This is a genomic window from Streptomyces sp. BR1 (assembly GCF_052373795.1).
Taxonomy (GTDB): domain Bacteria; phylum Actinomycetota; class Actinomycetes; order Streptomycetales; family Streptomycetaceae; genus Streptomyces.
On sequence record NZ_CM126252.1, the window covers coordinates 3081904 to 3096283 of the forward strand.

At 65.6% G+C, this 14380-nt stretch carries 9 protein-coding genes and 3 rRNA genes; 1 reads left to right on the forward strand and 11 read right to left on the reverse strand.

The genetic code is table 11. The annotated features are described in order from the left end of the window. Window positions 1-209: 209 nt before the first annotated feature. Window positions 210-1391: a DUF5667 domain-containing protein gene (locus ACT1U9_RS13300; protein WP_444538511.1), complete on the forward strand. Its 1182-nt coding sequence runs from the start codon at window positions 210-212 to the stop codon at window positions 1389-1391. Between the two features lie 68 nt (window positions 1392-1459). Here ACT1U9_RS13300 and ACT1U9_RS13305 read toward each other — a convergent pair whose 3' ends face one another. The 11 genes from ACT1U9_RS13305 to ACT1U9_RS13355 form a co-directional block, all read right to left on the reverse strand. After that, window positions 1460-2566 carry a lysophospholipid acyltransferase family protein gene (locus ACT1U9_RS13305; protein WP_444538512.1) on the reverse strand — a complete coding sequence of 369 codons (1107 nt, stop codon included), beginning with the start codon at window positions 2564-2566 and terminating at the stop codon, window positions 1460-1462. Between the two features lie 14 nt (window positions 2567-2580). Next, window positions 2581-3666 carry an NAD-dependent epimerase/dehydratase family protein gene (locus tag ACT1U9_RS13310; protein WP_444538513.1) on the reverse strand — a complete coding sequence of 362 codons (1086 nt, stop codon included), beginning with the start codon at window positions 3664-3666 and terminating at the stop codon, window positions 2581-2583. A gap of 242 nt (window positions 3667-3908) precedes the next feature. Further along, window positions 3909-4007, reverse strand: a complete 99-nt coding sequence (locus ACT1U9_RS13315; protein ID WP_003948845.1) for a 30S ribosomal protein bS22 — start codon at window positions 4005-4007, stop codon at window positions 3909-3911. Window positions 4008-4116: 109 nt separating this feature from the next. Further along, on the reverse strand, window positions 4117-4326 hold the full coding sequence (locus ACT1U9_RS13320) for a helix-turn-helix domain-containing protein (protein WP_159047648.1): 210 nt from the start codon (window positions 4324-4326) through the stop codon (window positions 4117-4119). Between the two features lie 128 nt (window positions 4327-4454). After that, the gene (locus ACT1U9_RS13325; protein WP_444538514.1) at window positions 4455-5270 is read right to left on the reverse strand and encodes a phosphatase; all 816 of its coding nucleotides are present in this window, start codon (window positions 5268-5270) and stop codon (window positions 4455-4457) included. Between the two features lie 205 nt (window positions 5271-5475). Beyond that, window positions 5476-6639, reverse strand: coding sequence for an acetoin utilization protein AcuC (locus ACT1U9_RS13330; RefSeq protein ID WP_444538515.1), 1164 nt, complete (start codon window positions 6637-6639; stop codon window positions 5476-5478). Further along, complete coding sequence (locus ACT1U9_RS13335; RefSeq protein WP_444538516.1) at window positions 6608-7822, reverse strand: MFS transporter; 1215 nt, start codon at window positions 7820-7822, stop codon at window positions 6608-6610. The genes ACT1U9_RS13330 and ACT1U9_RS13335 overlap by 32 nt, the downstream gene beginning before the upstream one ends. A gap of 58 nt (window positions 7823-7880) precedes the next feature. Continuing rightward, a complete protein-coding gene (locus ACT1U9_RS13340; RefSeq protein WP_444538517.1) occupies window positions 7881-8525 on the reverse strand; it encodes an HAD family hydrolase in 645 nt (214 codons plus the stop codon). Between the two features lie 74 nt (window positions 8526-8599). Continuing rightward, window positions 8600-8716: ribosomal RNA gene (rrf, locus tag ACT1U9_RS13345) — 5S ribosomal RNA — on the reverse strand. Window positions 8717-8792: 76 nt separating this feature from the next. Next, window positions 8793-11913 (reverse strand): 23S ribosomal RNA (locus tag ACT1U9_RS13350). Between the two features lie 280 nt (window positions 11914-12193). After that, window positions 12194-13719, reverse strand: a 16S ribosomal RNA gene (locus ACT1U9_RS13355). Together the 16S, 23S and 5S rRNA genes form the textbook arrangement of a ribosomal RNA operon. Window positions 13720-14380 lie beyond the last annotated feature (661 nt).

Sequence of the window (14380 nt, forward strand, 5' to 3'; positions counted from 1 at the left end):
TGAGCGCTCAGTGGTGCCTCGATCACGCTGTGGTCCGATCATCCTTCGTCCGTAACCCAAGTGCCGCGTCCGTCGTTGTGCCGGATGCAGGCTCCCTGTGGTCACGTCATGTCCACCGCCGCTCACTCGATCGTGTGGATGTGCTCAAGACGTGCAACCTTCCAGGCCCCTTGGGGAGTCGACCGTGATGACGAGAGGAGGTGCCGCCAGTGATCGCGAACGTATCGGCGCACCGGCGGGCGAACGCCTTCGCCCAGGCCCTGGAAGAAGCCTCGGCGGCCCAGCAGCCACCAGCCACCCCGGCCGCCCCGGCCGAACAGGCGGCGGAAGCCGACCTGTTGACCCTGGCGGGCGTCCTCGGCGAGCTGCCCAAACCGGAGCTGGAGCCGCAGGTGAAGGTCGAGCAGCGGGCGCTGCTCGTGGCCGCCATGGAGCAGATGTTCGCCGCGGGCGGTGTCCCCGCCGACCCTCTGGTGCCCGAGCAGCGGACCGGCCGCGGCGCCCACCGGGCGACCTCGCTCCGGAAATTGCGCCCCCGCTCCCGCTGGTCGAAGGGCATCGCTGCGGGCGGCCTCAGCATCGGTGTGGCCGCGGGCGCGTTCAGCGGGGTGGCCGCTGCCAGCTCCGACGCCCTCCCCGGTGATTCGCTGTACGGGCTGAAGCGCGGCATGGAGGACCTCAAGCTCAACCTCGCGGACGACGACACCGACCGCGGGCGCATCTACCTCGACCAGGCCTCCACCCGGCTGAGCGAGGCCCGCCGCCTCATGGAGCGCGGCCGCGCCGGCGACCTCGACCACGAGCAGCTGAGCGAGGTCCGCCGCGCGCTCAGCGGTATGCAGCACGACGTCACCGAAGGCCACCGCCTGTTGCACGCGGCCTACGCGAAGGACGGCTCGCTCGGCCCCATCGCCGCCCTGTCGTCGTTCGCCTCGTCCCACCGCGACAGCTGGAGCAAGCTCCGCGACAAGCTGCCCGCCCAGCTCACCGACGTCGGCGACCAGGTGACCTCGGTCTTCGTGGCCATAGACCAGGAAGTCGCGCCGCTGCGTTCGATGCTCCCGCACGCCAAGACGCGGACGCACGGCCGTACGGACTCGACACCCTCCGGCTCCATCAGTCACACGGCCCGCCCGGCCCCCTCCTCGTCCGCCCCGACGCACGGCACGGCGGGCGGCGACGCCAGGCCCCAGCCGTCCAGCTCGGGCCCCAAGGCGAACGAGGGCCTGCTCGGCGGCAACACCGGCGGCCTGCTCGACCCCCCGTCGAACAGCGCACCGTCGACGCCCGGCTCCACCCCGGCCAAGCCGCCGGTCCCGGACGTCACCCTGCCCCCGCTGCTCCCCGGCCTGCTCCCGGGCCTGGGCCTGCACGGCGAGGACGCGAAGTAGCGGTTACGTGGGTGGGGCGCCCCATCGACCCGGGCGCCCCACTACGTAAACCACCTACGTAAACGGCGTCAGAAGAACACCGACCGCCGCTGCACCAGCAGCTTGTAGAGCGTGTGCTGGATCTGCTCGCGCACCTGGTCCGTCAGGTTGAACATGAGCATCGGGTCCTCCGCCGCCTCCGGCGGATACCCGTCGGTCGGGATCGGCTCGCCGAACTGGATGGTCCACTTCGTCGGCAGCGGCACGAGCCCCGCCGCCCCCAGCCACGGGAACGTCGGCGTCAGCGGGAAGTACGGGATGCCGAGCAGCCGGGCCACCGTCTTGGAGTTGCCGATCATCGGGTAGATCTCCTCCGCCCCGACGATCGAGCACGGCACGATCGGCGTCCCGGCCCGCAGGGCCGTCGACACGAACCCGCCGCGCCCGAACCGCTGGAGCTTGTACCGCTCGCTGAACGGCTTGCCGATGCCCTTGAAGCCCTCCGGCATCACCCCGACGACCTCGCCGCGCTCCAGGAGCGCCTGGGCGTCCTCCGCGCAGGCCAGGGTGTGCCCGGCCTTGCGGGCCAGCTCGTTGACGACCGGCAGCATGAACACCAGGTCCGCCGCGAGCAGCCGCAGATGCCGCCCCGCCGGATGGTGGTCGTGGACGGCGACCTGCATCATCAGCCCGTCCAGCGGGAGCGTCCCGGAGTGGTTGGCGACGACCAGCGCCCCGCCCTCGGACGGGATGTTCTCGACGCCCTTCACCTCGACCCGGAAGTACTTCTCGTAGAAGGGCCGCAGCAGGGACATCAGGACCTGGTCGGTGAGCTCCTTGTCGTAGCCGAACTCGTCGACGTCGTACTCGCCGGTGATCCGCCGCCGCAGGAACGCGAGCCCGCCCGCGACCCGCCGGTCCCAGCCGCCCCGTTCGCCACTGCGGCCCCCGGCATCCGGGACGGGGTGCTGCCCGGCGCGGTCGTCAGCGGCGCCCTGCGGCCCCTGCCCGGCCTCCGTGGCTCCCGGGCCGGACTCCGGCCCCGGGACCGCCTGCTGGCCCGGCAGGGCGCTCACCGGGGCACCGGCGGCCTCCGGGGCCGCCCCGCGCCGCCCGCCGGGCCTGCGTCGGCCCGGACGCTGCGCGCCGGTGCGCGAACGGTCGTCGTCGAACGGAATGACCTTGGCGTCCGCCATCGTGGTTGAGCTCCTCATTCCGTTCCGGGAGTGGCGACAGGGGAAACAGCGGGGACGGCGGGCGGTGTGAACGGCCGGAAGGGCAGATGCGCCACCCGGTCCACCGCGCCGGCCAGGGCGTCCGGCGGCAGCAGCCCCGGCCCCCGGCTGCGCGCGAAGTCGGCGAACGTCTCCGCCGTCGTGTACTTGGGCTCGAAGCCCAGGGTGTCGCGCATCTGCGCGGTGCTGACCACCCGGCCGTGCGTGAGCAGCCGGATCTGCTCCGGCGAGAAGTCGCTCGCCCCCACCGACCGCAGCGCCTGGCCGACCCAGCGCACCGCCGGCAGGAACACCGGCACGGTCGGCCGCCCGAGGCGGCGCGAGCACTGCGAGAGCAGCAGCACGCCGTCGCCCGCCACATTGAAGGTCCCGCTGTTGAGCGTCCCGCGCCTGGGGTCGTGGGCCGCGATGCGCAGGACGTCGATCACGTCGTCCTCGTGCACGAACTGGAGCCGGGGGTCGTACCCGAACACCGTCGGCAGCAGCGGCAGCGAGAAGTACTCGGCGAGCGGCGAGTCGGCGCAGGGCCCCAGGATGTTCGCGAACCGCAGCACGGACACCGCCACATCGGGACGGCGCCGCGCGAAGCCGCGCACATAGCCCTCGACCTCGACGGCGTCCTTCGCGAAGCCGCCGCTCGGCAGCGACTTCGGCGGGGTCGTCTCGGTGAAAACGGCCGGATCGCGCGGCGCCGACCCGTAGACACTGGTGCTCGACTTCACCACGAGACGGCGTACGGTCGGCGACTTCTGGCACGCGCCGAGGAGTTGCATGGTGCCGATGACGTTCGTTTCCTTGACCGCCGTCCGCCCGCCCGCGCCCAGTGGCGTGCCGGTCACGTCCATGTGCACGACGGTGTCCACGGCGTGCTCGGCCAGCACGCGCGCGATGGCGGGCTGCCGTATGTCCGCCCGTACGAAATCGGCTCCGCCCAGATGGTGGCCGGGCGGGACGGCGTCCACGCCGATCACCCGGTCCACCTCCGGATCACGCTGGATCCGCCGCACGAGACGGCCCCCGAGCTGCCGGGCCACTCCGGTGACGAGCACGACCTTCCCCAAGATCAGCGCCTTCCTCTGGCATTCAGGTGCACCTGGGCGCCACCGTAGCGGCTGCGTGTTGCCCGTTGATGACCGCGTGGCTTCGCGTGGCCGAGAAAGTGGGGGCCCACAAAGCGCAGGCGGCGAAAGGGATCCCGGGAAAAGTCAGGGCGGGAAGAGCGTCCGGGATATGCGCGCCGAAACGCACCGCAGCCCTCCCACCGGAACGGCGGAAGGGCTGCGGGACCACGTACAGCTGTCGCTTACTTCTTGTTGCGACGCTGAACGCGGGTGCGCTTGAGCAGCTTGCGGTGCTTCTTCTTAGCCATCCGCTTGCGCCGCTTCTTGATAACAGAGCCCACGACTACCCTCGCTCACTTCTCTTCACTCGGTGCGGGGCGTCTGGGCCCACACGACCTACGAGGGGCTAGCCTACCCGCCAGAGCGGAGAGGTCGTAACCGAGGACGCCGTCAGGCTGTCTCCACCCCCACAAAGGACTCTCGGAGGTACTCCTGAACCGCCTGCTCGGGGACCCTGAAGGACCTGCCCACCCGGATCGCCGGGAGATGACCGCTGTGCACCAAGCGGTACACGGTCATCTTCGACACTCGCATCACCGAGGCGACTTCCGCCACGGTCAGGAACACGACCTCGTTCAGAGGCCTCTGATCAGCAGCCATGACCCACCTGTACCTTCCGCACCCGACGCGCACCGGCTTCCCCTCCGGTGACTCTTCGTCGCTGTGCGCTCACTCCCCAGACTAGGGGCGGGTGGTGCGAGTGGGGAAGAGGAGCTGCCAACGGCCGCCTACTGTGACAGACACGCTCGATTGAGTACATAGCGAGTAAGCGGCCGGTAGTAATCAGACCGCACAGCGTCATCAAGCGGAACGGCTACGGACACCCGCCCCTCGGCCTCTCCGACGAACAGCGCGGGATCGTCCGTATCGGCCAGGCCGACCGCCTCAATACCCAGCTGACCTGCCCCGCAGACCCATCCGTGATCTCCCACGACAAGGTCCGGCAGCCGTCTCCGGAGCCCCGCCGCGGCCCCCAGAGCGACCCGAACCGGCAGCGGTGAGTGGGTGTGTGCGCCGGTCGCACTCCCGGCGCCCCGTGCGCCGGGTTCGCGCACCAGCGCGACTCCCCGTACGTAGTCAAGGTTGTACGTGCGTACCCCGAACCGGGTCGTTATGTCGACACATCGCCCCTGCGCGGGGGTGAGGACATCACATCCGGCCGCCGACAAAGCGTCCGCGAGAGCGGCGTAGAAGGCGAGCAGACGGTGCGGATGCCCGGTTCCGAAGAGTACGGCTCCGCGCCGCGCGGCCACCTCGCGGATGCGTCCGGCGAGGGCGTCGAGGCCCGCGAGGGTGCGCTCGGGGTCGATGACGTCGGGCCCCGACACATGCGCCGGGTCCGGGCTCACCCCGCACTTGTCCGCCATGAGCCGCAGCAAGTCGCCCTCGCCCCAGCCCCATTCGGGGTCGAGCCCCAGGGTGACACGCGGATCCCGGGCCGCGAACAGCCGATAACTCCGCAGGCTCTCCTCCCGCGAGGTCGCCACGGGCCCGGCCAGCCGGGCGGCCAACAGATGCGCCCGAAGCGCCCCGGTACTCAGCACGGGGTCGATGCTCTCGCAGTGGGGAGCTCCGGGGGCCGAATCAGGCCGGAGACCGCACAGTTGGCGTAACGGGTGGGACTAGGGGCCCGAAGGGGCCTCCAAGGGGCGCGGGGAACTGCGCGAGCAACCCAGCACGGTCCGCAGACGAAAGCATCCGGCCGCCCGCCAGAGGGCTTTCGGGAAGGGGCGGGGTGGGGAATCCCCCCTACGCCAACAACCCCCGCAGCGGATACACCGCCCGCCGAGTAGCCACCACCGCCTGGTCCAGCGCATCCGCAGGGTCGTACCCCGACTCCCAGTCGCGCCACAGCACCGCCCGCCCGTCAGTCATCCGCCCCGGCCCCAACTGCCGCGTACGCGCGAACACTTCGTCCCGCCACGACGCGGGGATCACCGACTCCGGCGGGACGGGCGCATGCGCGGCCACCCCCACCAGATGCGTCCACGACCGCGGCACCACATCCACCACGGCGTATCCCCCGCCCCCCAGGGCCACCCACTTCCCGCCCGGAACGTGCTCATGGGCGAGCGCATGGCACGCCTCCTGCACCGCCCGCTGGGCATCCAGCGAGACGGCCAGATGCGCCAGCGGGTCCTCGAAGTGGGTGTCCGCGCCGTGCTGCGTCACCAGCACCTGGGGACGGAACTCGGCCAGCAGCTCCGGCACCACGGAGTGGAACGCCCGCAGCCACCCCTCGTCCCCGGTCCCGGCCGGCAGCGCCACATTGACGGCCGTACCGTCCACGCCGGTCTCCGACGGGAACCCGGTCCCCGGGAACAGCAGCCGGGGATGCTCGTGCAGCGAGATCGTCAGCACCCGGGGGTCGTCCCAGAACGCCGCCTGCACCCCGTCCCCGTGATGCACGTCCACGTCCACGTACGCGACCCGCTCAGCGCCCAGTTCGAGCAGCCGCGCGATGGCGAGCGCCGCGTCGTTGTATACGCAGAACCCCGCCGCCCCACCCGGCATCGCGTGATGCAGCCCGCCCGCGAAGTTCACCGCGTGCGCGGCATCCCCACGCCACACCGCCTCGGCCGCCCCCACCGACTGCCCCGCGATCAGCGCGGACGCCTCGTGCATCCCGGCGAACGCGGGGTCGTCCATCGTCCCGAGCCCGTACGACTGGTCGGCGGCCGACGGGTCCTTCGAGGCGGCCCGTACGGCCGCCACATAGTCCTCCCGGTGGACCAGCCGCAGCGTCGAGTCCCCGGCGGGCGGCGCGGCCACCACGTCGACCACCTTGTCCAGCCCGTACGCCCGCACCAACCCCATGGTCAGCGAGAGCCGTACCGGATCCATCGGATGGCTCGGTCCGAAGTCGTACGCCGTGACGGCGTCATCCCACATCAACAGTGCGCGGCCGCTCATGCCCGCCACCGTATCGGGCGCCCTCCGCGCCGAACGACCTGGCGTACACGAGGGTGAGCAGAACCAGCACCATCGGCACCAGCATCGCGCCCCGATAGCTCCACGCGTCCCCGAGCCCGCCGACCAGCGGCGAGCCGACGAGGAAGCCCACGTAGTTGAAGATGTTCAGCCGCGCGACCGCCGCGTCGGAGGCGTGCGGGAAGAGCCGCCCGGCCGCCGCGAACGTCTGCGGCACGATCACGCACAGCCCGAACCCCAGCAGCGTGAACCCGAGCATCCCCACCCACGGCCCCGGCGCCGCCGCGACCACCGCGAACCCGGCCCCCGCCACGACGGTCCCGAGCCGCACCACGGCGACCGCCCCGAACCGCCGCACGCCATAGTCCCCGGCGGCCCGCCCGAGCAGCGTGGTGACCATATAGACGTTGTACGGGACGGTCGACAGCTGCTCGGAGCTGCCGAGCACGTCCTGGAGGTACTTCGCGCTCCAGTTGGAGACGGTCGAATCCCCGATGTACGCGAAGGCCATCACCAGGCAGAGCGGCAGCAGCAGCCGGAAGACGAGGGGCTGGGCGCTGTCCGGGGTGGCGGGGTCGGCCTCCGCCGCCTCCCCGTCCACGTACCACCGGCTCCCCACCAGACACAGCGGCAGCAGCACGATCACGACCGGCAGATAGGACACGAGCAGCGACAGATCCCAGTGCGCGCCCACCCACGCCAGCGACGCGCCGCAGATCCCGCCGAGGCTCCAGGTGGCGTGGAAGCCGAGGATGATGCTGCGCCCGTACGCGCGCTGGAGGCTGATCCCCAGCATGTTCATGGACGCGTCGAGCCCGCCGACGGCCAGCCCGAACACACCGAGCGAGAGCCCCACTTCCCACATCCGGTCCCCGGCCGCGACTCCTAGCAGCGCCAGCATCACCACCGGCTGCACCCACCGCAGCACGACGCTGGGCGGGACGCGCTTCACCAGCTGCTCGGTGGTGACGCTGCCGACGCCGGCCAGGACCGGTACGGCGGCGAGGAACGCGGGCAGCAGCCCGTCGGATATCCCGTACTGGTCCTGGATCGCCGGGATCCGGGTCACCAGGAGAGCGAACGCGGTGCCCTGCGCGAAGAAGCTGCCCGCGAGGGACGCCCGGCCGTGCCGCAGGCGCGCGTCCGCCGTGCTCCCCGATGTCATGCCCCCAGATGTCATGGCCGCAGAGCTTAGGCCCGCGACCTACCCCTGGGTAGATGGATCACCCGAGCAATTCGCGCAGCTGTGCCATGTCGGAGAAGAAGCCCCGGGCGCCCTGGAGCTTCTCGGCGGGCGTCATGGCGGTGAAGCCGTACACGTCCATCCCGGCGGCCAGCGCGGCCTGCACGCCCAGCGGGCTGTCCTCGACGACGGCACAGCGCGCGGGCTCGACGCCCATACTGGCGGCCGCGTGCAGGAACAGGTCCGGCGCAGGCTTGCCTCGCCCGACGTCCTGCGAGGAGAACACCCACTCGTCCTCGAACCACTCGTCGAGCCCGGTCGTGCGGTGCCCCACCGCGATCCGCTCATGGCTCCCGGACGAGGCCACGCAGTACGGCACCCCGTCCGCGACCAGCTTCCCGAGGACGTCGGCGACCCCTGCCACCGGCTGGAGCTCGCGCTCGAACGCGGCGAAGACGCGCGCGTGGAACGTGTCGTCGAACCCGACCGGCAGCGTCCGCCCGGTCCGCTCCTCGACCAGCTCGTGGACGCGGTGCATCGCGGAGCCCATGTAGTCGCGGATCGAGTCCTCGTACGAGGTGGGGATGCCGAGCTCGGTGAGGTACCCGGCGAGGATCGTGTTCGAGATGGGCTCGCTGTCGACGAGCACGCCGTCGTTGTCGAAAATGATGAGGTCGTAGCGCATGGTTCGACCTTAAACGCCGGTAAACGCAGAAAAGCCCCGTACCGGATCCCGGTACGGGGCTTTTCTCAAAATTTGTTCGGCGGCGTCCTACTCTCCCACAGGGTCCCCCCTGCAGTACCATCGGCGCTGAAAGGCTTAGCTTCCGGGTTCGGAATGTAACCGGGCGTTTCCCTAACGCTATGACCACCGAAACACTATGAAATTTGAACGCTGGCACTGACACAGCTGTTCGTTATTTCAGAACAAACACAGTGGACGCGAGCAACTGAGGACAAGCCCTCGGCCTATTAGTACCAGTCAGCTCCACCCCTTACGAGGCTTCCACATCTGGCCTATCAACCCAGTCGTCTACTGGGAGCCTTACCCTCTCAAGGAGGTGGGAATACTCATCTCGAAGCAGGCTTCCCGCTTAGATGCTTTCAGCGGTTATCCCTCCCGAACGTAGCCAACCAGCCATGCCCTTGGCAGGACAACTGGCACACCAGAGGTTCGTCCGTCCCGGTCCTCTCGTACTAGGGACAGCCCTTCTCAATATTCCTACGCGCACAGCGGATAGGGACCGAACTGTCTCACGACGTTCTAAACCCAGCTCGCGTACCGCTTTAATGGGCGAACAGCCCAACCCTTGGGACCGACTCCAGCCCCAGGATGCGACGAGCCGACATCGAGGTGCCAAACCATCCCGTCGATATGGACTCTTGGGGAAGATCAGCCTGTTATCCCCGGGGTACCTTTTATCCGTTGAGCGACGGCGCTTCCACAAGCCACCGCCGGATCACTAGTCCCGACTTTCGTCCCTGCTCGACCCGTCGGTCTCACAGTCAAGCTCCCTTGTGCACTTACACTCAACACCTGATTGCCAACCAGGCTGAGGGAACCTTTGGGCGCCTCCGTTACTCTTTAGGAGGCAACCGCCCCAGTTAAACTACCCATCAGACACTGTCCCTGATCCGGATCACGGACCCAGGTTAGACATCCAGCACGACCAGAGTGGTATTTCAACGACGACTCCACAACCACTGGCGTGGCTGCTTCACAGTCTCCCACCTATCCTACACAAGCCGAACCGAACACCAATATCAAACTGTAGTAAAGGTCCCGGGGTCTTTCCGTCCTGCTGCGCGAAACGAGCATCTTTACTCGTAGTGCAATTTCACCGGGCCTATGGTTGAGACAGTCGAGAAGTCGTTACGCCATTCGTGCAGGTCGGAACTTACCCGACAAGGAATTTCGCTACCTTAGGATGGTTATAGTTACCACCGCCGTTTACTGGCGCTTAAGTTCTCAGCTTCGCCACACCGAAATGTGACTAACCGGTCCCCTTAACGTTCCAGCACCGGGCAGGCGTCAGTCCGTATACATCGCCTTACGGCTTCGCACGGACCTGTGTTTTTAGTAAACAGTCGCTTCTCGCTGGTCTCTGCGGCCACCCCCAGCTCAGAGTGCAAGACTCATCACCGGTGATGGCCCCCCTTCTCCCGAAGTTACGGGGGCATTTTGCCGAGTTCCTTAACCATAGTTCACCCGAACGCCTCGGTATTCTCTACCTGACCACCTGAGTCGGTTTAGGGTACGGGCCGCCATGAAACTCGCTAGAGGCTTTTCTCGACAGCATAGGATCATCCACTTCACCACAATCGGCTCGGCATCAGGTCTCAGGCTTCATGCTGTCCGGATTTGCCTAGACAGCGCCCTACACCCTTACCCCGGGACTACCACCGCCCGGGCTGGACTACCTTCCTGCGTCACCCCATCGCTTACCTACTACAAGTCTGGTTCGTCGGCTCCACCACTTTCCTTTCCCCGAAGGGTCCGGAACGGCTTCACGGACTTAGCATCGCCTGATTCGATATTGGGCGTTTCAAAGCGGGTACCGGAATATCAACCGGTTGTCCATCGACTACGCCTGTCGGCCTCGCCTTAGGTCCCGACTTACCCTGGGCAGATCAGCTTGACCCAGGAACCCTTAGTCAATCGGCGCACACGTTTCTCACGTGTGTATCGCTACTCATGCCTGCATTCTCACTCGTGAACCGTCCACAACTAGCTTCCGCTGCTGCTTCACCCGGCACACGACGCTCCCCTACCCATCACAGCGGGCGTTGGCCCTCATGCTGCAATGACACGACTTCGGCGGTACGCTTGAGCCCCGCTACATTGTCGGCGCGGAATCACTTGACCAGTGAGCTATTACGCACTCTTTCAAGGGTGGCTGCTTCTAAGCCAACCTCCTGGTTGTCTCTGCGACTCCACATCCTTTCCCACTTAGCGTACGCTTAGGGGCCTTAGTCGATGCTCTGGGCTGTTTCCCTCTCGACCATGGAGCTTATCCCCCACAGTCTCACTGCCGCGCTCTCACTTACCGGCATTCGGAGTTTGGCTAAGGTCAGTAACCCGGTAGGGCCCATCGCCTATCCAGTGCTCTACCTCCGGCAAGAAACACACGACGCTGCACCTAAATGCATTTCGGGGAGAACCAGCTATCACGGAGTTTGATTGGCCTTTCACCCCTAACCACAGGTCATCCCCCAGGTTTTCAACCCTGGTGGGTTCGGTCCTCCACGAAGTCTTACCTCCGCTTCAACCTGCCCATGGCTAGATCACTCCGCTTCGGGTCTAGAGCGTGCAACTCAATCGCCCTGTTCGGACTCGCTTTCGCTACGGCTTCCCCACACGGGTTAACCTCGCTACACACCGCTAACTCGCAGGCTCATTCTTCAAAAGGCACGCAGTCACGACATACGTGCAAGCACGTATGCGACGCTCCCACGGCTTGTAGGCACACGGTTTCAGGTACTATTTCACTCCGCTCCCGCGGTACTTTTCACCATTCCCTCACGGTACTATCCGCTATCGGTCACCAGGGAATATTTAGGCTTAGCGGGTGGTCCCGCCAGATTCACACGGGATTTCTCGGGCCCCGTGCTACTTGGGTGTCTCTCAAACGAGCCGTCAATGTTTCAGCTACGGGGGTCTTACCCTCTACGCCGGACCTTTCGCATGTCCTTCGCCTACATCAACGGTTTCTGACTCGTCTCACAGCCGGCAGACTGTGAAAGAGAGATCCCACAACCCCCACGACGCAACCCCTGCCGGGTCTCACACGTCGTAGGTTTGGCCTCATCCGGTTTCGCTCGCCACTACTCCCGGAATCACGGTTGTTTTCTCTTCCTGAGGGTACTGAGATGTTTCACTTCCCCTCGTTCCCTCCACATGCCCTATGTGTTCAGGCATGGGTGACAGCCCATGACGACTGCCGGGTTTCCCCATTCGGAAACCCCCGGATCAAAGCCTGGTTGACGGCTCCCCGGGGACTATCGTGGCCTCCCACGTCCTTCATCGGTTCCTGGTGCCAAGGCATCCACCGTGCGCCCTTAAAAACTTGGCCACAGATGCTCGCGTCCACTGTGCAGTTCTCAAACAACGACCAGCCACCCATCACCCCACCAACAAGTAGTGAGTGCACTGGGGCCGGCAACTGAAGACTTTGGCCTTACCGGCCGCACCTTCAGACACCCAACAGCGTGCCCGGCCTCAACCCCTGGTCTGTTCTGTTCCACGCCGAAGCAGTACTGGGAACAACCAGGTGATGATGCCGAATAGTCAACGTTCCACCCATGAGCTGACCGTGCAGAACATTTGCCTGCAATCGGTACTGTGCTCCTTAGAAAGGAGGTGATCCAGCCGCACCTTCCGGTACGGCTACCTTGTTACGACTTCGTCCCAATCGCCAGTCCCACCTTCGACAGCTCCCTCCCACAAGGGGTTGGGCCACCGGCTTCGGGTGTTACCGACTTTCGTGACGTGACGGGCGGTGTGTACAAGGCCCGGGAACGTATTCACCGCAGCAATGCTGATCTGCGATTACTAGCAACTCCGACTTCATGGGGTCGAGTTGCAGACCCCAATCCGAACTGAGACCGGCTTTTTGAGATTCGCTCCGCCTCACGGCATCGCAGCTCATTGTACCGGCCATTGTAGCACGTGTGCAGCCCAAGACATAAGGGGCATGATGACTTGACGTCGTCCCCACCTTCCTCCGAGTTGACCCCGGCAGTCTCCTGTGAGTCCCCATCACCCCGAAGGGCATGCTGGCAACACAGAACAAGGGTTGCGCTCGTTGCGGGACTTAACCCAACATCTCACGACACGAGCTGACGACAGCCATGCACCACCTGTATACCGACCACAAGGGGGGCACTATCTCTAATGCTTTCCGGTATATGTCAAGCCTTGGTAAGGTTCTTCGCGTTGCGTCGAATTAAGCCACATGCTCCGCTGCTTGTGCGGGCCCCCGTCAATTCCTTTGAGTTTTAGCCTTGCGGCCGTACTCCCCAGGCGGGGAACTTAATGCGTTAGCTGCGGCACCGACGACGTGGAATGTCGCCAACACCTAGTTCCCAACGTTTACGGCGTGGACTACCAGGGTATCTAATCCTGTTCGCTCCCCACGCTTTCGCTCCTCAGCGTCAGTAATGGCCCAGAGATCCGCCTTCGCCACCGGTGTTCCTCCTGATATCTGCGCATTTCACCGCTACACCAGGAATTCCGATCTCCCCTACCACACTCTAGCTAGCCCGTATCGAATGCAGACCCGGGGTTAAGCCCCGGGCTTTCACATCCGACGTGACAAGCCGCCTACGAGCTCTTTACGCCCAATAATTCCGGACAACGCTTGCGCCCTACGTATTACCGCGGCTGCTGGCACGTAGTTAGCCGGCGCTTCTTCTGCAGGTACCGTCACTTGCGCTTCTTCCCTGCTGAAAGAGGTTTACAACCCGAAGGCCGTCATCCCTCACGCGGCGTCGCTGCATCAGGCTTTCGCCCATTGTGCAATATTCCCCACTGCTGCCTCCCGTAGGAGTCTGGGCCGTGTCTCAGTCCCAGTGTGGCCGGTCGCCCTCTCAGGCCGGCTACCCGTCGTCGCCTTGGTAGGCCATTACCCCACCAACAAGCTGATAGGCCGCGGGCTCATCCTTCACCGCCGGAGCTTTCCACCCAGAAGCATGCGCTTCCAGGTCGTATCCGGTATTAGACCCCGTTTCCAGGGCTTGTCCCAGAGTGAAGGGCAGATTGCCCACGTGTTACTCACCCGTTCGCCACTAATCCACCCCGAAGGGCTTCATCGTTCGACTTGCATGTGTTAAGCACGCCGCCAGCGTTCGTCCTGAGCCAGGATCAAACTCTCCATGAATGTTTACCGGTAATCCGGTGCACACCACGAAAGAGCGGAACAACCCGGTCGGAATATGACCAGTTGTCCTCAGCGTCCTCGCTGTGTTGTTGCCACCCGCAAGCGGATGGACTTTTCAAAGGAACCTCCAACCCACCATCACTGGCAGGCCGGGGTTGTCAATCTGGCGTTGACTTTTGGCACGCTGTTGAGTTCTCAAGGTACGGACGCTTCCTTTGTTCCCGTTTCCGGGCCCTCCGGGCGCTTCCTTCGTTTCCGACTCTATCAGACCGTTTCCGTTCCGATTTCCTCGGCGCTTTCCAGGTTCTTCGCTCTCGCGTTTTCCCTTTCCGGCGGTTCCGACTCTATCAGATCCCTTCGGGCCTGATTTCCGGTCTCCCGGAGCCAAGTCGGCTTGTCTTCCCGGCTGTTGGGCCGTTCCGACGAGTGAGACTTTAGCGGAATCCTGGCCCCCGATGCCAATCGGGGCTGCGTCCTCTCGAACGCGGAATCCTCATTTCGCAAAAGCGCACGAAAAACGAGACGACGGTGATCGTCGTTCGGATCAAGTGGTTGGTGCGGAATGGCTGTCCGGGGACCGACCGGAGTCGGCGCTCACGTCGGACAACTCGGAGAACACTACGTACGGGCCGAGGGCGTGTCAACCCCGGTCAGGGGGCCT

What these genes read in the sequence shown, in the direction of transcription:
- ACT1U9_RS13320 (WP_159047648.1), bottom strand. Translation starts at nt 4,326, where the DNA reads ATGGCTGCTGATCAGAGGCCTCTGAACGAGGTCGTGTTCCTGACCGTG.
- ACT1U9_RS13330 (WP_444538515.1), bottom strand. Translation starts at nt 6,639, where the DNA reads ATGAGCGGCCGCGCACTGTTGATGTGGGATGACGCCGTCACGGCGTAC.
- ACT1U9_RS13305 (WP_444538512.1), bottom strand. Translation starts at nt 2,566, where the DNA reads ATGGCGGACGCCAAGGTCATTCCGTTCGACGACGACCGTTCGCGCACC.
- ACT1U9_RS13335 (WP_444538516.1), bottom strand. Translation starts at nt 7,822, where the DNA reads ATGACATCGGGGAGCACGGCGGACGCGCGCCTGCGGCACGGCCGGGCG.
- ACT1U9_RS13340 (WP_444538517.1), bottom strand. Translation starts at nt 8,525, where the DNA reads ATGCGCTACGACCTCATCATTTTCGACAACGACGGCGTGCTCGTCGAC.